This window comes from Hyalangium ruber, from assembly GCF_034259325.1.
Lineage (GTDB): Bacteria > Myxococcota > Myxococcia > Myxococcales > Myxococcaceae > Hyalangium_A > Hyalangium_A rubrum.
The window spans coordinates 316,932-335,365 of record NZ_JAXIVS010000001.1; the positions used below are offsets into that span (position 1 = coordinate 316,932).

14 protein-coding genes are annotated in these 18,434 nt (G+C 68.0%); 7 read left to right on the top strand and 7 right to left on the bottom strand.

Features of this window, described 5'->3' with window-relative positions; all coding sequences use genetic code 11:
* Window positions 1-68: 68 nt before the first annotated feature.
* The 3 genes from SYV04_RS01365 to SYV04_RS01375 are packed head-to-tail and all read right to left on the bottom strand — an operon-like array spanning window position 69 to window position 4,300.
* Window positions 69-2,744: a putative metal-binding motif-containing protein gene (locus SYV04_RS01365; RefSeq protein WP_321543727.1), complete on the bottom strand. Its 2,676-nt coding sequence runs from the start codon at window positions 2,742-2,744 to the stop codon at window positions 69-71.
* A 57-nt stretch (window positions 2,745-2,801) separates the two neighbouring features.
* On the bottom strand, window positions 2,802-3,251 hold the full coding sequence (locus SYV04_RS01370) for a MaoC family dehydratase (protein ID WP_321543728.1): 450 nt from the start codon (window positions 3,249-3,251) through the stop codon (window positions 2,802-2,804).
* Window positions 3,252-3,268: 17 nt separating this feature from the next.
* Window positions 3,269-4,300 carry an AraC family transcriptional regulator gene (locus SYV04_RS01375; protein ID WP_321543729.1) on the bottom strand — a complete coding sequence of 344 codons (1,032 nt, stop codon included), beginning with the start codon at window positions 4,298-4,300 and terminating at the stop codon, window positions 3,269-3,271.
* A gap of 107 nt (window positions 4,301-4,407) precedes the next feature.
* Here SYV04_RS01375 and SYV04_RS01380 point away from each other — a divergent pair, with 107 nt between their 5' ends.
* From SYV04_RS01380 to SYV04_RS01390, 3 genes are read left to right on the top strand one after another with little or no spacing between them, the layout of a single operon-like run.
* The gene (locus SYV04_RS01380) at window positions 4,408-5,226 is read left to right on the top strand and encodes a hypothetical protein (protein WP_321543730.1); all 819 of its coding nucleotides are present in this window, start codon (window positions 4,408-4,410) and stop codon (window positions 5,224-5,226) included.
* Between the two features lie 51 nt (window positions 5,227-5,277).
* The gene (locus SYV04_RS01385) at window positions 5,278-8,739 is read left to right on the top strand and encodes a putative Ig domain-containing protein (protein WP_321543731.1); all 3,462 of its coding nucleotides are present in this window, start codon (window positions 5,278-5,280) and stop codon (window positions 8,737-8,739) included.
* A 30-nt stretch (window positions 8,740-8,769) separates the two neighbouring features.
* Window positions 8,770-9,702, top strand: a complete 933-nt coding sequence (locus SYV04_RS01390) for a restriction endonuclease (RefSeq protein WP_321543732.1) — start codon at window positions 8,770-8,772, stop codon at window positions 9,700-9,702.
* Here SYV04_RS01390 and SYV04_RS01395 read toward each other — a convergent pair whose 3' ends face one another.
* Both SYV04_RS01395 and SYV04_RS01400 read right to left on the bottom strand, forming a co-directional pair.
* Window positions 9,703-11,178 (bottom strand): serine/threonine-protein kinase, encoded by a 1,476-nt coding sequence (locus SYV04_RS01395; protein WP_321543733.1) that lies wholly within the window; start codon window positions 11,176-11,178, stop codon window positions 9,703-9,705.
* A gap of 170 nt (window positions 11,179-11,348) precedes the next feature.
* The gene (locus SYV04_RS01400; protein ID WP_321543734.1) at window positions 11,349-13,808 is read right to left on the bottom strand and encodes a tetratricopeptide repeat protein; all 2,460 of its coding nucleotides are present in this window, start codon (window positions 13,806-13,808) and stop codon (window positions 11,349-11,351) included.
* Window positions 13,809-14,119: 311 nt separating this feature from the next.
* Between SYV04_RS01400 and SYV04_RS01405 the strand changes: the two genes are divergently transcribed.
* Window positions 14,120-14,941 (top strand): SDR family NAD(P)-dependent oxidoreductase, encoded by an 822-nt coding sequence (locus tag SYV04_RS01405; RefSeq protein WP_321543735.1) that lies wholly within the window; start codon window positions 14,120-14,122, stop codon window positions 14,939-14,941.
* A gap of 33 nt (window positions 14,942-14,974) precedes the next feature.
* On the opposite strand, the gene SYV04_RS01410 is transcribed toward SYV04_RS01405, so the two are convergent.
* Both SYV04_RS01410 and SYV04_RS01415 read right to left on the bottom strand, forming a co-directional pair.
* A complete protein-coding gene (locus SYV04_RS01410) occupies window positions 14,975-15,781 on the bottom strand; it encodes a GNAT family N-acetyltransferase (protein ID WP_321543736.1) in 807 nt (268 codons plus the stop codon).
* Between the two features lie 20 nt (window positions 15,782-15,801).
* Complete coding sequence (locus tag SYV04_RS01415; protein ID WP_321543737.1) at window positions 15,802-16,314, bottom strand: winged helix-turn-helix transcriptional regulator; 513 nt, start codon at window positions 16,312-16,314, stop codon at window positions 15,802-15,804.
* Window positions 16,315-16,412: 98 nt separating this feature from the next.
* Here SYV04_RS01415 and SYV04_RS01420 point away from each other — a divergent pair, with 98 nt between their 5' ends.
* From SYV04_RS01420 to SYV04_RS01430, 3 genes are read left to right on the top strand one after another with little or no spacing between them, the layout of a single operon-like run.
* Window positions 16,413-17,723 (top strand): serine hydrolase domain-containing protein, encoded by a 1,311-nt coding sequence (locus SYV04_RS01420; protein ID WP_321543738.1) that lies wholly within the window; start codon window positions 16,413-16,415, stop codon window positions 17,721-17,723.
* A 25-nt stretch (window positions 17,724-17,748) separates the two neighbouring features.
* Window positions 17,749-18,096, top strand: a complete 348-nt coding sequence (locus tag SYV04_RS01425) for a hypothetical protein (protein WP_321543739.1) — start codon at window positions 17,749-17,751, stop codon at window positions 18,094-18,096.
* Window positions 18,032-18,427: a hypothetical protein gene (locus SYV04_RS01430; protein ID WP_321543740.1), complete on the top strand. Its 396-nt coding sequence runs from the start codon at window positions 18,032-18,034 to the stop codon at window positions 18,425-18,427. The genes SYV04_RS01425 and SYV04_RS01430 overlap by 65 nt, the downstream gene beginning before the upstream one ends.
* Window positions 18,428-18,434 lie beyond the last annotated feature (7 nt).

Genomic DNA, 18,434 nt, shown 5'->3' on the forward strand with positions numbered 1-18,434 from the left:
CCCCCCCGTGGAGCCCGGGAGGACTCTAGAGGAGGCAGCGGCCCTACTCAATGGATGTGGTGCGCGGACTACGGGGCTTCCGGGAAGTGGACGACGACGCCGTTGCCCACGGCCCAGATGTCCTGCGTCGAGGCCGCGGCGATGTCCTTGAGGGCGGTGCTGCCGGAGTAGTGCTCCGTCCAACCCCCCACCCTGCCCCGGCGGATCTTTCCGTCCTCGCAGGCGATGTACGCGGAGGAGATGTCGAAGGCCACCACGCTGTTGAACCGTGTCGTCACGGAGGTGTCCTGGCTGGCGGAGTGCCAGGTGGTGTTCCCATCCCACCACCACAGGGTTCCCAGCGCGCCCACGGCGTAGGCATGGGTGTTGTCCCAGGCCCAGACTCCCCGCAGGGCTCGGTCGGTGCTGCTCGAGCTGAACGAGTGGTCGACGAGATTGCTGTTCGCGACAGCGTCGTAGCCCAAGATGTCGCTGTCGTTCTGCGGATCGATATTTCCGACGGCGAGAAGCTTGGAGGCCGACGCCCCATGGATGTCCTGGAAGCTCTCCCCGGAGGTCTTCTTGAAGACGGGGTGGTTGCCGTAAGTCCACTCGTACACTTGCCCGACATCATTCACCACGTAGACGGTGGTGCTCGAACCGAAGCCGATGATGCCCGTCAGCGGCCGGTTGGACGTGGTCCCTCCGGTGGCGTTCACGGTGCTGCCCGTGGCGCACGACGCGCCCGGCAATGAGAGCGTCGCCAGGTTGCCACCGTCTCCCGCCATGAATACCTGACCGGTGCCCGGCTGAACCCACACGGCTCTCCAGTTGACAGCGCCACACAGCGCGAACCGGGAGGTGAAGGCAGCACCCGCCGTAGCTCGGAAGGCCAGCGCGCCCGCATCTCCCGCGACCCAGACCGGATACCCGCCATCCCCCACCGCCACGGTGTTCCAGTTCCGGGCCGTCAGCGTCGCATCATTCAGCGGCTTCCAAATCTTGCCACCACAGACGTTCTCTTCGTCCTTCCCTCCGAAGCAGTTGTTGTCCCGATCGTCACAGACCTCGGTCCCACCGCCACGGTTGTGGGGGTCCGTGTCATCACAATCGTAGTCGTTCAAGACGTGGTTCGCGGGAGGCGACTGGGACGCGCACACCTTGGCCACGGGGCCGGCTGTCGCGCCCGCCGTGTCCGCGTCCGCGTCCGGGTAGTAGTTCACGGGAGGCTGCGCGTTGCACTCGGTGCCGGTCTCGTCCGCCTTGCACTGACGCGTGCCCGTGCAGGTGTCGTTCGTGCAGGCATTCCCCTTGTCAGCGAACGTCTCGTCGGTGCTGTTGTCGCAGTCGTCGTCCCGGCTGTTGCACGTCTCGGTGGCCCCCGGAAACACCGTGTTGCGCGTGTCGTCGCAGTCGAACTGGGCCGTGGGAGCCACTCGGCCGCCAGGCTGCACGCAGTTCACCACCACGTCGCTCTGAAGCCCGTAGGTGTCGTTGTCCGCGTCACGGTACCAGTTCTTGTTGAAGCCCTCGTCGCTGCCGCCCACGCAGTTGTCGTCGATGTTGTTGCACACCTCGGTGGCGCCCGGCTTCACGTTCGCATTGGTGTCATCGCAGTCGAAGCCTGAGCCCGCGGTGACGTAACCCGTGGGCATGCGGCACCTCTGCACCATGCTTGCCTGGGCACCAAAGCTGTCGCCGTCCGCGTCGCGGTAATACGCGGTCGTCGGCAGCCCTTCGTCCACGCCACCGACGCAGTTGTTATCCACCTCGTCACACACCTCGGCCTTGCCCGGCGTGACCTGGGCGTTGGTGTCGTCGCAGTCGTTGCCCGTGGTGACGAGACCGGCCGGCTGCATGCAAGCCTTCACGGCCGCGCCCCCGCCCACGCCGTCGCCGTCGTTGTCCCGGAAATAGTCCGTCAGGGGCAGCCCTTCATCGACGCCGCTGACGCAGTTGTTGTCCACGCCATCGCACACCTCGGCCTTGCCCGGCGTGCGCTGGGCGTTGGTGTCGTCGCAGTCATTGCCGGAGATGACGTGGCCGGCCGGCTGCGCACAAGCCATCACGGCCGGGCCCGCCCCGGCGCCATCGCCATCGCCATCGAGGTAGTAGCCCGTGAGGGTCAGCCCCTCATCCATGCCGTTGACGCAGTTGTTGTCCTTGCCGTCGCACAGCTCGGTCTTGCCCGGAGCGATGGTGTTGTCCGCGTCATTGCAGTCGTTGCTGGAGGCCACGAGACCCGCTGGCGCCGTGCAGCCCTTCGCCGCGGAGGTGCCCGCGCCCACGCCATCGCCGTCCTGATCGCGGAAGAAATCCTGCTGGAAGTTGCCCACCTGGGCGTCGTTGCAGTCCGTTCCCCTGGGAGCGGCCACGTAGCCGTCGTTGTCCACGTCCGGCGCGCTCAGCGCGACGAGCACCTCCTGCGTGCCCGGCTTGTCGAGGGTGAACTCCCGCGTCTCGCGGGCCACCTCCTGCCCCCCGCACTCCCGCTCATGAGCGGTGACGAAGACCTCCAGCGTGCGCCCCCAGTCGCTCCCGCGAAAGACGGCGAAGTCCGCGGACCGCACCGGGCGGCTGAACACCAGGGCCTGCTTGCTCTGCTGCTTCTCGGGGGCCGACTTGTCGCGCGCCAGCACGACGATGCAGCCCGCGTTGAAGTCGAAGGAGACGTCGACATGAACGGCGGCCTGCCGCTCATCCGGCAGGGAATCGCCACAGCCGACGAACAGCGCCACCAGGGACAAAAGAAGGCCACGCTTCATGGCCCTCCATCATACTCCCAGGTGGTCAGGTATCGACCACCACTTCAGTGGTATGGCTCAGGAGGCGCCCGGACGCCGGCTGAACAGGGCCGTGGCGATCTCGGTCATCACTGGCTCGCCCGTCTGGTTGCGCACCTCGAAGCGGAACTTGATGGCGCCCCGATCCGGCTTGCTCCGGGAGGGCGCCAGCGAGAGCACCTCGACCCGCACCGAGAGTTCGTCCCCGGGCCGCACCGGGCGCAGCCAGCGCAGCTCGTCCAGTCCCGGAGAGCCCATGCTCGCGGTGTTGCCCAGGATGTTCTCCACCACCAGCCGGTGGCAGATGGAGGCGGTGTTCCAGCCGCTGGCGATGATGCCTCCAAAGATGGAGTGACGGGCCGCCTCTTCGTCGATGTGGAAAGGCTGGGGATCGTACTGCCGGGCGAAGGTCAGGATCTCCTCGCGGGTCACCAAATAGGAGCGTGTCTCGAACGTCTCGCCCACCTGGAAGTCATCGAAGTAGCGCATTCGCGCGGCAGTATGCCTCAGCGGCTGGCGCCGTGACGCTGCCGAAATGCCTCCGGGCTCATGCCCCACCAGCGCTTGAAGGCGCGGTGGAAGACGCTCGGATCGCTGTAGCCCAGCAGAAAGGACACCTCGGCGATGGACACCCGCCGCTGCAGGAAGTCCGAGGCGCGCTCGCGGCGCAGCTCCTCGAGGATGGCCGCGTAGCTCTGCCCCTCCTCGGCCAGCCGACGCTGGAGCGTGCGCGCCGGCAGGTGGAGCGCTCGCGCCACGGCCGCGAAGGTGTAGTCCCCGCCGCCCAGCGAGCGCTGCAGGTAGGCCCGGACCCGCGCCACCACCCCGGGCGCCTCCGGTAGCTGGCTCAGCTCCCGCTGCACCTGGCGCTCGAAGATGGCGTGGACCAGCGCGTCGGCGTGGAGGAACGGGAGGGCCGCGTCCTCGCGGGAGAACTCGATGTCGTTGGTGGGAGCCCTGAAGACGATGGGACAGCCGTAGCGCTCCCGGTGCTCGCGTGCGTCGGCCGGCTCTGGATGCACGAAGCGCACGCACAGCGGGGTGACGTTCTGCCCGGTGAGCAGGCGTGCGCCCTGGATGAACTGCGCCATCGCCATCTCCGACAGGTGCCGGTGCGCCGGCCGCCACGCGCCCACGGGGGTGTAGCGCACCCGAATGCCTCGCTCCGTCTCCTCCAGCTTGAGGCGCTCCCCATCCCCCCACACCCGCTGGTAGCGCACGCCCCGCTCGAAGGACTCGTGCAGGTTGGGGCTGGTGGCGATCACGGCCGAGGCCATGTCGTCCGGGTCCACCACCGGCAGGTTGGCCATGTGCAGCCCCAGGTTGTCATCCCCGCTGAGCTCCACCGCCCGCTCCAGCAGCGCGTCCAGCGTGGCGTAGGGGATGCGGTACTCCGGGTCTTCCAGCGCGGAGAGCGACAGGCCGAACTCCCGGCACAGTCGCTCGGAGGTGACGCCTGGCAGCTTCAGGGCGTCCAACACCTGCATGGCATGACGGACGCTTCGGGAGCCGAGGGCGGCGACGGCCGAGGAGGGCATGCCCCGTATGTCTAGCGGCTCCGTGGCGCGCCCGGCAAACCGTTCTGGCGTCCGGTGTCAGTGCGCGGCCCCGGCTCCGGAGCCATCCTCGGGGCATGGAAACCACGATGACGCCCTCTCGTACCTGGTGGCCGCGCCTCCATCTCTTCGAGTTGCTCGATCAGCGGTGGTACCCCGCCCCCCTGCGGGACCACTGCACCAACTACCTCGCCACCATCGCCCAGCGGATGGGCATCTTCGACGCGGTCGCTCCCCTGCTGCTCCGAGGCCTGGAGGCGGGTGGCACCGACACGGTGGTCGACCTGGGCTCGGGAGGAGGCGGGCCGCTGCCCCGGCTGTGCGACAGCCTGGAGCGAGAGCAGGGCCGGCGTGTCCGGGTGCTGCAGAGTGACTTGTTCCCGAACGAGCAGGCACGGCAGCGAGCGACCGCCACGGGCGCGGAGTACCTGGAGCAGCCCGTGGACGCGATGCGGGTCCCCGCCGAGCTTCGAGGCATGCGGACGATGTTCAACGCCCTCCACCACTTCCGCCCGGAAGAGGCGCGGGCGGTGCTTGCCGATGCCCAGGCGCGGGGAGTCCCCATCGGCGTGTTCGAGGTGGTGGAGCGCTCGCCCAAGGGGGTGATCAGCTCCCTGTTCATCCCCCTGCTCGTCCTGGCCTTCACGCCCATGCTGCGCCCCCTCACCCTGCCCCGGCTCTTCTTCACCTATGCGGTGCCCCTCCTGCCCCTGGCCATCTTCTGGGATGGGCTCGTCTCCACGCTGCGCGCCCACCGGCCCGAGGAGCTGCGGCGCATGACACAGTCGCTCACCCGCGAGGGTTACACCTGGGAGGTGGGCGTGGCGCACAAGCCCGGTAAGCCGCCAGTGACGTACGTGCTGGGCCTGCCTGCTTCCTCGACCGCATCGAACGGGCGGAGGGGCTGACCCGGGAGGGCTCGACCTTCTAGAGTGGGCGCCCTCTCACGGAGTGGCGCTATGTCTCCCGGTCGTCTCCTCACCGTTCTTCTGCTGCTTTGCACGCTGACCGCCTGTTCGGGAGGCGGTCCCGAGGGGCCCTCCGACGCGGGGCCCCAGCCGGGAGACGCGGGCGACAGCGGCACGCCCTCCACTCCCGCCCCGGTCCTCCCCTCCACCACACTGGGGGAGAGCACCGTCGGCGCGGTCTTCGGGCGCAACCTGGGCGCCACGGGCGGCACCCCGCCCCTCACCTACTCCGCCCAGGGGCTTCCCGAGGGCATTACGCTCGACGCCCAGACAGGCACGCTCTCCGGCTCTCCCAGCACCGCCGGGAGCTTCGAGTTCGACCTCTCCGTCAGCGACAGCGCCGGCCTCGGGGACCAGGAGCGCTACGCGCTGGTCGTCTTCGAGGCTCCCCGGTTCGTCACCTCGGCCCTGCCGGTGGGGTTCGCTGAAGCGCCCTACTTCACCCAGCTCGAGGCCACGGGGGGGAAGCCACCCCTCACCTATGCCATCAGCGGTGATCCCCTGCCGCCGGGGCTCGTCCTGGAGCCCTCCGGCGCCATCCGTGGCACCCCTTCCACCCACGGCACCTCCGCCGTCGCGTTCGTCGTCACCGATGCCCACGGCGTCGTGAAGCGTGCGCCCTTTACCCTCGAGGTGCGTCCCCCACCGCTCAGCATCAACCCCCCGCCCCTCAGCGACTCCTACCGAGGCAGTCCTCTCTCCATCACCTTCACGGGCTCCGGAGGCGTCCTTCCCTATCGCTGGTCGCAGCTCTCCGGCACGTGGCCTCCGGGCACGACGCTTGGCAACGAAGGAGTCCTCTCCGGCACACCCACCACGCCCGGCACCTTCACCTTCACCGTTCAGCTCACCGATAGCCTGGGCAGCACGGCCACGCGGACACTCTCCGTCACCGTCTACGAGCCGCCCTCCATCCCCGCGGTCACGCTCGGCGACGGGTACGTCTCCGAGCCCTACACCACCACCATCCCCGGCACGAACGGCAAGCCGCCGTATCACTTCATGCTCTCCCAGGGCGAATTGCCTCCGGGCCTGTCCCTCGCGAGCAATGGTGTCCTCTCCGGCACGCCCACGGCGTCGGGTACCGCCTCCTTCGAGGTGACGGTGCGCGACACCAGCGGTCGCACCAGCGCACGCACCCTCGCGCTCTCGGTCTACGCCCTGCCGACGCTCCCCGCCACGCTGCCAGAGGCCCGCGTGGGGACCGCCTACTCGCAGCCCCTCCCCGTGTCGGGTGGCAAGCCGGCCTACTCTTTCGCGCAGGTGTCCGGCGACCTGCCCCCGGGCCTCCAGCTCTCCTCGGGCGTCGTCTCCGGCACGCCGCAGGCGGGCGGGAGCGCCTCCTTCACCGTGCGCGTCACCGATGCCAATGACCGCTCCAGCACGCAGACGGTCAGCCTCTTCGTCCGCCATCCGCCTCGCATCACCACGACGGACCTGCCGGACGCCACCCTCAACACCTCCTATGTCCACGTCCTCGGCTACACGGGTGGGCAAGGAACCCTGACCTGGGGCTACTCCGGCACCCTGCCTCCCGGCCTCTCCTTCGGCTCGGATGGCTCCGTGCGCGGCACGCCCAGCGCCACGGGCATCTGGTCCTTCACCGTCACTCTCGAGGACTCGATGGGAGGCGTGGACTCGCGGGTGTTCTCGCTCACCGTGCGCACCCTTCCTTCCGATGGGGGTACGCCGGATGGCGGCTCGGGGACCGATGGCGGTACGCCGGATGGCGGCTCGGGGACCGATGGCGGCACACCGGATGGCGGCACGCCGGATGGCGGCTCCGGCCCTGACGCGGGGGTGCCCTTCCGTGTGGCCCACTGGAACATCGAGTGGTTCGGCAGCGACACCCAGGGCCCACCCCGCTCCACGCCGCCGGGAGGCCCGGTGGACGCCGTCCAGTTCGCCAACGTGCGCGAGGTGCTGACGAGCTACGGCATCAACCTCTGGGGCCTGGTGGAGATCGTCGACAACGCGGACTTCGATGCGCTCAAGGCTCAGCTGCCCGGCTACGACGGCTTCCTGTCCAATGATCCGCGCGTCCAGTGGGGCTCCTCGTACTACAGCCCCACCGGGCAGAAGCTGGGCGTGCTCTACGACAGCCGCCTCACCTTCCAGAGCGCCGAGCTCATCCTCACCAGCGCCTCCAACGACTTCGGCGGCCGGCCTCCCATGCGGGTGGACTTCCTCACGCCCATCCAAGGCGTGGAGTCACCGCTCACGCTCATCGTGCTCCACATGAAGGCCTTCGAGGATCAGGCCTCCTATGACAGACGCCAGCGCGCGGGCCTGGCGTTGAAGAACTACCTCGACGCGATGCCCTCCAGCCGGGTGTTCGTGGTGGGCGACTGGAATGACGACGTGGACGAGTCCATCACCCGCGAGGCGGGCATCCCGCTGCCCAGCCCGTACCAGAGCTTCGTCAACGACGGCACCGACTACACCTTCGTCACCGAGGTGCTGTCGTACGCGGGCGAGAGCTCCACCACGGACTTCCCGGACATGATCGACCACACGCTGGCCACGAACGAGGTGATGGCGCACTACCTCCCGCAGACGGTCCAGGTGCTGCGTCCGACGTGGATCCCCGACTACGCGGGCACCACCAGCGACCACTACCCGGTGGTCAGCCAGTATGACTTCGGAGCCACTCCCACGCCGCCCACGCTCACCCTCACTGGCCCTACGGGCGGCACGTACTCGGCTGGCAGCCCGCTGGTCATCACCTGGGAGGCCTCGCCGGGCCTCGGCACCCTGGTGCTGTCGTACTCCCTGGACTTCGGAGTGACGTGGAACTTCCTGACCTACATCTTCGAAGAGGGCCCGGGCAGCTACACGTGGACGGTGCCGAACGTGGACAGCACGGGCGTGTTCCTGGGCATCGTCCCGCTGTACGCGTCCTGGCCGCGAGACACCAGCGACGTGCCGCTGACGTTCGTCGCCCTGCCTCCGCCGGCCGCGGTCTTCATCAATGAGTACCTGCCCAACGAGCCCTCCGGCACGCTGCCGGATGGCGGCGTCGGCGCGCTCACGGACTACGAGTTCGTGGAGATCGTCAACGGCGGCACCGAGCCGGTGGACCTGTCCGGCTGGAGCATCTGGGATGGCTTCCCCGACGTGCCGGCACGCCACGTGTTCGATGCCGGCACGGTGTTGCAGCCCGGCAAGGCGTGGGTGGTGTTCGGAGGCCCCTCCGCGTTCACGCCGGGCACGCCGAACACGGAGGCAGCCTCCAGCGGGCGGCTGGCGCTCAACAACAGCGGCACGGAGTACGTCACCCTTCGGGACGCCTCCGGACAGATCGCCAGCGAGAGCGTCTACTCGAGCACCCAGGACAACGTGTCCTTCAACCGCCAGGTGGATGGAGATCCGAGCTCAGGCTTCGTCCTGCATTGGGACATCAGCGGGTTCTGGTCCACCCCGGGGCGGCGCGCGAACGGCTCACCGTTCTAACGTGCCGCTGTCTGCCGGTAGAGTAGAGGAATGCCCGTTCCTGACTACCAGTCCCTCATGCTCCCGTTCCTCCGCCAGCTGGGCGACGGACAGGAGTACCTCCTCAAGGACATGCGCGAGCGGGTCGCCGCCGATGTGGGCCTGACAGACAAGGACCGGGCCGAGCTGCTTCCCAGCGGGAACCAGTCCATCTTCGACAACCGCTTGGGTTGGGCGAAGACCTACATGGAACGCGCGGGGCTTCTGCGCACCGTCAAGCGTGGCGTGTACCAGATCACCGAGCGCGGTCAGAAACTGCTCGCGCAGAAGCCTTCCCGCATCAGCAATGCGACCCTGGCCGGCTACCAGGAGTTCAAGGACTTCGTCGAGCGCAGCAACGAGAAGCCCGCCCAGGCGGCGGAGCGCGAGGAGGAGGAAGCCACCGCTCGGGCGGACTCCCCCACCGCCACGCCCGAAGAAGCGCTCGAGAACGCCTACAAAGCGCTCCGCAAGAAGACAGAAGGAGAACTCCTGACCGCGGTGCTCCAGGCCAGTCCCCGCTTCTTCGAGCGCCTGGTGGTCGAGTTGCTCGTGAAGATGGGCTACGGCGGTACCCTCGAGGATGCCGGAAAGGCGCTGGGCCGCAGCCATGACGGAGGGGTGGATGGGATGATCAAGGAAGACCCGCTCGGCCTAGATGTCATCTACGTCCAAGCCAAACGCTGGCAGAACACCGTAGGCCGACCCGAGGTCCAAGGCTTCGCGGGAACACTCGAGGGAGAGCGAGCCCGCAAGGGTGTCTTCCTCACCACCTCGACCTTCTCTCGGGAAGCCCGCGAGTACGTCGCGCGCATCGACAAGAAGATCGTCCTCATTGATGGCGTCCAGTTGGCCGGGCTGATGTTCGACTTCAGCATCGGCGTCAACTCCGTGGGTTCTTACGAACTCAAGCGCGTCGACTCGGACTTCTTCTCCGAGGAGTAATCACGGTGGGTGCGCCGTGGGCTGGCGCCGGGGAGGAAAGGAAGGCAGGTAACAGGCCCCCTTCCACTCGTATGCATCCTCTCGGCATGGAAGCGTGGCGCGGGCCAGTTCGTACCAGCACCCTCCACGAAGCTCCACCTCGCCATTCTTGGTGCATGGAGGCCTGCGCTGACCGGGAAAGGGGCTCTCGGGCAGCGGGAGTCCCACCGCCGACACCTTTCTTTCCGTGAGCACGGTGGCGAGTGTCGAGGTGAGAGCGGCGCTGTCGGCCACCGCTACACTGCCCTCCTCTTGGGACCTCACTTCTGAAGCAACAGGAGCCGTCTCCTGCGCTCGGTGCAACCACGCCACGGTGAGCCCCGTAAGCAGCAGTGCAAGAATGGCCACCGCCAGCTCCGCTCCCCACCAGGGGACGACACCCCGATGCCGACTCTGCCGTGCTCGCGACGCTGTCTCACGCAGCGCCAGTTCCTCCCTCGCGGCCGCATCCTGCTCCACGACCTGCCCTACCCGCTCCGGGAAACGCCAACGAGGGTTGGGCTCGTTTCCCCAGCAGAACAGCGGACACTCCCCCTCGGGCCCAGCACCTCGGGCCGCCTGCTCCAGCGCTTCGGCCGCCGCCGCTGCCCTGCCCCCAAAACGCTCCACTGGAGCCAAATCCAGCAGGCGAAGGATGAGGGACTCCAACTCCGGACTCACGCGAGGGTTGAGCTCTCGCGGTAGACGCGGCTCGGGTCCACCCTCGCGCCACACCTCGGCTCCTTCCTCGTCCGTGGGCGGATACTCATCTGTGACCAACCGCCACGCCGTCACGCCCAATGCGAAGAGGTCATCACACGCACTGGCTGGGTAATGCGCCGTGGGGTGACGAAGAAAGACGCGGAGAAAAGCCTGCGCCTCGGGGCTGCGATAAGCAGGAGTACCCGGAGGCAGCAGCCGCCAGGTGAGCGTGGCCGCGCCCCGGTAGTGTCCCGCCCCGAAGTCCGTGAGGAAGACCCGGCCATCTCCAGGCCGTACCAGCACGTTGGAGCCCTTGACGTCCCGATGGACTCCACCCACTGCGTGCGTGGCCTCCAAGGCCCTCGCCACCTGCGCCAGCACTTGCAGGACTTGCCGCGAGGTGGGATTTCGCCGCGAGGCCCACTCATACAGCGGCTCGCCTTCCACCCACTCCATCACCAGATAAGGAAAGGCTCCTGAGGAGTGCTCCCATACGCCATTGCCATGCAACTGGGGAACGTGGGGACTGTGGACGTGCGACAGCAACCACGCCTCGCGGGCGAAGCGCTCATCTCGCGGGTGGATGGCTAGCTTGAGCGCGAGCGGGCCGGAGGCTTCGAGGCCTTCACGCTCCACACGGTAGAGCGTGCCGTAAGCGCCTCGGCCTCCCCAGGCCGCTATCCGCCACGGCCCCACCCGCATCCCCACAGGAAGGCTGAGCGGATCCACTTCCTGCGAGGGTCGCTTCGTTCCCATGGGCATTCTCCAGCCAGGACGGCGCGCCACCGCCCAGTAGCCCTACCCTACCTCATGGGTCCTCAAGGCGCCTCCTGCTCCCCACCCGGCTGCCTCCAACCAGTTAGAGCCCTGAGGGGGCACCTCCAACCAGTTGGAGGTCTGGGGGTCGCCTCCAACCAGTCCACCGTTTACTCAGCGCGGGCTTCCAGCTCAGCGGCCCGTTTCCTCAGCACATAGGCCCGAACCTCGTCCTGGGCGACTCCGATGCCCTGCTCGTAGCTCAAGGAGAGGTGGCGGCAGCCCTCGGCCGCCCCGTCGTCGCAGGACTTCTGGAACAGTTCGAGGGCGCGGCGCATGTCCTTCGGGACTCCGTCGCCATTCGCGTAGTTCACGCCCAGGTTGGCGCAGCCCCGAGCATACCCGCCCTCGCACCCCTTCTCGAACAACGCGGCGGCGCGGCGCATGTCCTTCGGGACTCCGCTGCCCTTCACGTAGCTATAACCAAGATGGACGCACCCCCGGGCGAGCCCGCCCGCGCAGGCCTTCTCATACATCTCGGCGACGCGGCGCGCATCCTGAGGGACTCCGGTGCCCTTCTCGTAGCTCACGCCGAGGTTGTAGCAACCCGAGGCATCTCCGCCCGCGCAGGCCTTCTCATACATCTCGGCGGCACGGCGCGCGTCCCGGGGAACGCCGAAACCATTCGAGTAGCTGACGCCGAGGTTGTGGCAGCCCACGGCCGCCCCGCCCTGGCAGGCCTTCTCGTACAACTCGACGGCGCGACGCGCGTCCCGTGGAACTCCAAGGCCGTTCTCATAGATCCCGCCCAGGTTGGCGCAGCCCGTAGCATCTCTCCCCTCGCAGGCTTTCTCATACAGCGCAGCGGCGCGGCGCGAGTCCTCGGGGACTCCGCTGCCCTTCGCGTAGCTGACGCCAAGGTGGTTGCAACTCTGTGCGAGTCCGCCCTCGCACATTTCAGCGGCACGGCGCAGCTCCTGAGGGACTCCGCTGCCCTTCGCGTAGCTCACACCCAAGTTGACGCACCCCTGGGCCAACCCGTCCTCGCAGGCCTTCTCATACAGCGCGAGGGCACGGCGCGCGTCCTTCGGGACTCCGTTGCCCTGCTCATAGCTCCCGCCGAGGTTGTTGCAGGCCAGGGCATCTCCGCCCTCGCAGGCCTTCTCATACAGCTTGGCGGCGCGGCTCGCGTCCTTCGGGACTCCGTTGCCCTTCGCGTAGCTGCTGCCGAGGTTGTTGCAGCCCAGGGCATCCCCGCCCTCGCACGCCTTCTCATACAGCTTGGCGGCGCGGCTCGCGTCCTTCGGGACTCCGCTGCCCTTCGTGTAGCTCACGCCGAGGTTGAAGCACCCCATGGCCGCTCCGCCCTCGCAGGCCTTCTCATACAGCTTGGCGGCGCGGCGCGCGTCCTGCGCCACTCCGAGGCCCTCCGCATAGCTCGAGCCAAGGTATGCGCACCCGAAGGCCACCCCGCCCTCACAGGCCTTCTCGAACAGCGCGGCGGCGCGGCGCGCGTCCTGAGGGACTCCGGTACCCCTCGCGTAGCTCAGGCCGAGGTTGGAGCACCCCTTGGCCTCCCCGCCCTCACAGGCCTTCTCGAACAGCGCGACGGCGCGGCGCGCGTCATAGGTGACCCCTTGGCCGTTGTCGTAGTTCAAGCCCAGATTGTTGCAACCCGTGGCACTGCCGCCCTCGCACGCCTTCTCATACAGCGCGGCGGCGCGGCGCTCATCCTGGGCCACTCCAAGGCCCCTCGCGTATCTCCCGCCGAGATTGTTGCAACCCTTGGCATCTCCGCCCTCGCAGGCCTTCTCATACAACGCGGCGGCACGGCCCTCATCCCGCGGGACTCCGTTGCCCTGCGCGTAGTTCACGCCCAGGTTGAAGCACCCCGCGGCCATCTTCCCCTCGCACGCCTTCTCATACAGCGCGGCGGCGCGGCGCACGTCCTGCGCCACTCCGAGGCCGCTGTCGTAGCTCACGCCCAGGTTGAAGCAGCCCGCGGCATTTCCGCCCTCGCACGCCTTCTCGAACAACGCGGCGGCGCGACGCGCGTCCTTGGCCACTCCGAGGCCGCTGTCGTAACTCAAGCCCAGGTTGAGGCAGCCCGCGGCCGCTCCGCCCTCGCACGCCTTCTCATACAGCGCGACGGCGCGGCGCGCGTCTTGGGCCACTCCGAGGCCCTTCGCATAGAACGCGCCGAGGTTGCTGCAGCTCGGGGCATTGCCGCCCTCGCAGGCCTGCTCATACAGCTTGGCGGCGCGGCCCTCGTCCTGAGCCACGCCGAGCCCATCCGCGTAGCACACACCAAGATTGTTGCAGCCAAGGACTGACCCGCCTTCGCAGGCCTTCTCGAACAGCGCCGCGGCCCAAGCCTGGTCCTGAGGCACCCCGCTGCCATTCAGGTAGCGCAGGCCGAGGTCCAGACACCTCTGCGCAGGGCCTCCCGTGCAATCCTCCTTGACGTGCTCTTCCGCGACGCGCTCTTCCGCGACGCGCTCTTCCGCCTGATGGGAGGTGGCCTGGGGTGACGAGACCTCCTGCCGCCCCGTGGCACATGCCCCCAGCAACCCGAGGAAGACGCAGAGCCCCACGCTCCGCAGTGCCGCGATTCGGTGAGCTTCAGACATGCGAGGGCCCCCAGTGCATGAGCAGGACGCTCCACGCGTCTTGCCCACCTGATGCGCGCCTCGTACCGTGCTTGAAGAGCCCCTGAGTCCAAGCAACCGCGTTCACTGTCATCCAGTGGACACACTGGTTTGAACCAGGTCGCCGCCGTCAACGCCACCAGTCACCGAAGCGTGAGCGGCGTCGCGGCTCATGGACGCGGCGTTGCTTGGCCGTCTGGACGCTCGCCTGGCAGACGAAAGCGGCCCGGCAGGTGGCGCTCCTTCAAGGTGAGCCTGACCTTTGGGAGCAAACCCGACTTCCGGAGCGCCCCATGTCCCACGCGCAGAGTTCCTCCCATCGTCCGTTCGCCGTCGTGACCGGGGCCTCGAGCGGTATCGGCTTCGAACTCGCGCGCGAGTTCCTGCAGAACGGCTTCGATGTGCTCATCACGGCGGAGGACACCGGCATCGAGGCTGCCGCTTCACGCCTTCGGCAGGTGGGCAGCGGCCGCGTCGAGTTCATCCAAGCAGACCTCGCCCTCACCGAAGGCGTGGAAGCGCTCTACGCGAGAATCCAATCCGCGGGCCGCCCCATCGACGCGATCGCGCTCAACGCGGGGGTAGGCGTCGGCGGAGACTTCACCCGCCAGACTTCGCTCGCGGAGGAGCTCCGGCTCATCCAGCTCAACGTCACCTCCACCGTCCACCTCGCCAAGCTCGTAGCGAAGGACATGATTCGGCAGAAGAGCGGGCGAATCCTCTTCACGTCCTCCATCGCATCCTTCCTGCCCTCACCATTCGAGGCTGTCTACGGTGCCTCCAAGGCTTTCGTGCAGTCGTTCTCGGAGTCGCTCCGGAACGAGCTCAAGGACGTGGGCATCACCGTGACGGCGCTGATGCCAGGCCCCACGGAGACGAACTTCTTCCACCGCGCCGGCATGGACGACACGCGGGTCGGCAGGCAGGAAAAGGACGATCCCGCCCGGGTGGCGCGTCAGGGGTTCAAGGCCCTGATGGCAGGCAGAGAGAAGGTGCTGGCCGGCTCTTCGAAGAACAAGCTCTTCGGTCTCGCCGGGCGCTTCCTCCCAGAGCGCGTGAAGGCAGCCATGCACCGCCGGATGAGCGAGCCCGACTCCGTGCCACACGACGCCTGAGCCCCCTGCACGGAGGGTGACCCACGGTGCCCCTTACCAGGGGCCGAGGGCGAACTCGAGCTGTGTGAGCTGCGAAGGGTTGAAGCCCGCGCCGAGGAAGAAGCGGTCACACAGGCCCTCCGGGACAATGGCGCTCACAGCGAGGGACTTGCCAGGGTATGCGGCGGCCAGTGCCCGTAGGAGCCTGCGCCCTGCTCCCTTGCCACGCGCCTCGGGCTCCACGGCGATGGCCCGCACCACGAGCGTAGGGGCGGAGACGTCTCCGAGCACCGCCACCGCGGGCCCGAGTCGGAATGCGCGAGCCGGGAGTGCCAGGCCCGCCACGGTGGCCGGCGCCAGCTGCCACGGCAGCCCCTCGGGCAGCAGCCGCGCACAGTCCACGGGCTCCACTTCCTCGAGCTCGGCGGGCTCCGGCGTCGGCGTCCCCACGAAGCCCACCAACCGGCGCACCCGCTGGAACCCCAGGCGCTCATAGAGCTTCACCGCTGGAGTGTTCTGCTCGATGACCTCCAGCAGCATCCGGGTGTCCCCACGAGCCCGCGCCTCCTCCATCAGGGGACTCAGCATGGCGCCGCCCAGCTTGCGGTGGCGGTAGGCGGGGACGATCCCCATCCCCGCGACCCGGCTCACCCGCCCTCGCCGCGCCATCAGCACCAGCCCTACCGGCACTCCCTCCACCCGTGCCACGCGGCTGTCCGCCAGCGAGATGTGCTCGCCGCGCACCCGAGCGTCGAACAGCAGCGGTGCATCCGGAATGGTGACGAAGTAGCCCTCGAAGGAGCGAGCGAAGAGCGTGGAGAGCTCCCGAAGGGAGAGCTCCGAGGCAGCAGTGAGTTCCATTGGCAAATTCCAGGGCACCCTCACCGCCGGGTTTTCGGTGTCCTCCGAGCGCGGACTTCTTCGTAGGCGGCCTGCAACTGCTCGGCGACAGAAGGCCCCGCGCGTTTCGCCGGGATCCCGAGATGCACCTCACGCAGCTCGGCCATGAACTGGCTCCACAGCGCCGGGCCGCCCTCCTCCAGGAGCTGCGCACGGATGCTGAGCTCCTCGGTGACCGGCAGGTACCGGCGCCCCCAAGCGCCCAGGTGCGCGAAGATGGGGACGAGCGCGATGGATTTCTCCGTCAGGCTGTAGATGCCCTTCTGCTTGTGGCTGGGATCGTCGGCCTTGGTGATCATCCCCTCCTCCAGCAGCATCTTCAGGCGGTCGGCCAGGATGTTGGACGAGATGCCTTCTTCCGACTGCGTCAGCAGCTCGCGGAAGTGCCGCCTCCCACCGAACGTCATGTCCCGCAGGATGATCAGGCTCCAACGGTCCCCGAAGACCTCGAGCGAGAGATTGATCGGGCAACCTGAGCGGTGTGCGGCATTCATCCTTCTGCTCCCAGAAAACCGGTTGCATTCTCGCACCAGCGCCCCTACCCTGCAACCAGTTGTATTCTGCAACCAGTCTGGGGTGGGAGGACCGAACGATGCAACGTCAAGGGAACGGCGCAGGGCTCAGCCGCCGGAGCGTACTCTGGGGTGCCGCGGCACTCGGGGCGACGTGGGGCTGCACCCAGGCGGAAGTGCGGAAGCCGACAGCACCCGCGGGGCTCACCCAGGAGGGGCTCGATCGCCTGCACGCGGCAATGGCGGCCCATATCGAACGCGGAGAACTGCCGGGCGTCGTGACGCTGCTCAGCCGAGGCGGAGAGGTCCACGTGAACGCGCTCGGCATGCAGACCTTTGGCGGCACAGCGCCGATGCGGCGCGACACCCTCTTCCGCATCGCCTCGATGACCAAGCCGGTCTCGGGTGTGGCGACGATGATGCTGGTGGAGGAAGGGAAGCTCCGCCTCGACGAGCCGGTGGATCGCTTGCTGCCCGAGCTCGCAAATCGCAGGGTGCTCAAGCGCCTCGACGGGCCACTGGACGACACCGTGCCCGCCAATCGCCCGATCCTCGTCAGCGATCTGCTCACGCTGCGCATGGGCATGGGTGCGATCATGGCGCCGGGCGAGTATCCCATCGTCCAGGCCATGACCGCGCAGGGCGTCGCGGTCGGTCCCTGGCTGCCGAAGGCACCGAGTCCGGATGCGTGGATCCGCGCCCTGGGCTCCTTGCCGCTGATGCGGCAGCCGGGCGAAGCGTGGCTGTATGACACGGGCCTCACCGTCCTGGGCGTGCTGCTCGGACGCGCCGCTGGCCAGCCCCTCGAGGACTTCATGCGGGAGCGCATCTTCGAGCCGCTGGGGATGAAGGACACCCGCTTCAGCGTTCCGGCCGAGAAGCTCGACCGACTCCCCGCCAGCTACGTGCGCCCGCCTGGAGCGGAGAAGCTCGAGGTCTTCGACGCCGCCGGTCGAGACAGCCAGTTCAGCCACCCTCCGGGTTTCCCCTCCGCGTCCGGCGGCCTGATCTCGACGGCCGACGACTATCTGGCCTTCGCCCAGATGATGCTGAACCGGGGTGAGCACGGGGGCAAACGCCTCCTCTCGGAGCGCTCGATCGAGCTCATGACCACCGATCACATCACTCCCGAGCAGAAGGCGGTGTCGCTCTTCAGCCCAGGCTTCTGGGACAAGCGTGGATGGGGCTATGCCCTCTCCATCGTCCACAAGCATGAACCTGGGGAGCCTCGCGGGTTCGGCTGGGACGGCGGCTACGGCACCTCCTGCTACTGGGATCCGGAGACCGGGTTGATCGGCATCCTGCTGACTCAGCGGATGATGGACTCTCCGACCGCGCCACCGGCTTTCGTGGACTTCTGGCGCTCGGCCTACGAGGCGCTCGCGGCCTGAGGGAGCTTCAGCTCAAATGGGCTTCATGTGGCGCCTCCTCCTGCTCCTGAGCCTTCTCCTCGGACTCCTGCGGCCCGCTGTCTCCCACGCATGCAGCTGCGCGGATGGGCCGGAGGTCTTTCCGCCAGAGGGCACCGTGCCTCCGAACGTCACCTTCCTCGTGGGGAAGCTGGACTCGCAGAAGCTGCTGCTCCTGGACACGGAGGGGACACAGGTGCCGTTCCGCCAGGAGACGCTGGGCTACCGGCTGGTGCGGCTCCTTCCCGGCTCACCGCTCGAGGAGGGCAAGCGCTACTTGCTGGCGATCGATGTGGAGCAGCTGCGAGGCCGAGCGCGAGGGCTACACCGTGCGGACCTCGGGGGCCGCGGATGACCGCGCGAGCAGTGATCAACTGGCCGTCGTGGTGGTCTCGGCGAAAGCGCCCGAGCGCATGTTGGCACTGCTGCCTCCCGGACAGCAGTACATGGGCAAAGGGTCGTGCATCTACAACTTCGACATCGCCAAGGAGCGAGGAGCGGAGGTGGCTCTTCGGAGCGTGGACCTCGCGGGCAACCTGTCGGAGCCCGGCCCCGCGATCAAGCTGTTCCGGGGGATGCCGATCGTGTTCGCGATGCTCTTCTTGAGCACGCCGGGGCGTGTCCTGCTCACCGTCGTCGTGCTGGGACTGGGCGGACTCCTCATGCTCGCGGTCCGGCGTAAGTAAAGAACAC

What these genes read in the sequence shown, in the direction of transcription:
- SYV04_RS01365 (WP_321543727.1), bottom strand. Translation starts at nt 2,744, where the DNA reads ATGAAGCGTGGCCTTCTTTTGTCCCTGGTGGCGCTGTTCGTCGGCTGT.
- SYV04_RS01370 (WP_321543728.1), bottom strand. Translation starts at nt 3,251, where the DNA reads ATGCGCTACTTCGATGACTTCCAGGTGGGCGAGACGTTCGAGACACGC.
- SYV04_RS01375 (WP_321543729.1), bottom strand. Translation starts at nt 4,300, where the DNA reads ATGCCCTCCTCGGCCGTCGCCGCCCTCGGCTCCCGAAGCGTCCGTCAT.
- SYV04_RS01380 (WP_321543730.1), top strand. Translation starts at nt 4,408, where the DNA reads ATGACGCCCTCTCGTACCTGGTGGCCGCGCCTCCATCTCTTCGAGTTG.
- SYV04_RS01385 (WP_321543731.1), top strand. Translation starts at nt 5,278, where the DNA reads ATGTCTCCCGGTCGTCTCCTCACCGTTCTTCTGCTGCTTTGCACGCTG.
- SYV04_RS01390 (WP_321543732.1), top strand. Translation starts at nt 8,770, where the DNA reads ATGCCCGTTCCTGACTACCAGTCCCTCATGCTCCCGTTCCTCCGCCAG.
- SYV04_RS01395 (WP_321543733.1), bottom strand. Translation starts at nt 11,178, where the DNA reads ATGGGAACGAAGCGACCCTCGCAGGAAGTGGATCCGCTCAGCCTTCCT.
- SYV04_RS01400 (WP_321543734.1), bottom strand. Translation starts at nt 13,808, where the DNA reads ATGTCTGAAGCTCACCGAATCGCGGCACTGCGGAGCGTGGGGCTCTGC.
- SYV04_RS01405 (WP_321543735.1), top strand. Translation starts at nt 14,120, where the DNA reads ATGTCCCACGCGCAGAGTTCCTCCCATCGTCCGTTCGCCGTCGTGACC.
- SYV04_RS01410 (WP_321543736.1), bottom strand. Translation starts at nt 15,781, where the DNA reads ATGGAACTCACTGCTGCCTCGGAGCTCTCCCTTCGGGAGCTCTCCACG.
- SYV04_RS01415 (WP_321543737.1), bottom strand. Translation starts at nt 16,314, where the DNA reads ATGAATGCCGCACACCGCTCAGGTTGCCCGATCAATCTCTCGCTCGAG.
- SYV04_RS01420 (WP_321543738.1), top strand. Translation starts at nt 16,413, where the DNA reads ATGCAACGTCAAGGGAACGGCGCAGGGCTCAGCCGCCGGAGCGTACTC.
- SYV04_RS01425 (WP_321543739.1), top strand. Translation starts at nt 17,749, where the DNA reads ATGTGGCGCCTCCTCCTGCTCCTGAGCCTTCTCCTCGGACTCCTGCGG.
- SYV04_RS01430 (WP_321543740.1), top strand. Translation starts at nt 18,032, where the DNA reads ATGTGGAGCAGCTGCGAGGCCGAGCGCGAGGGCTACACCGTGCGGACC.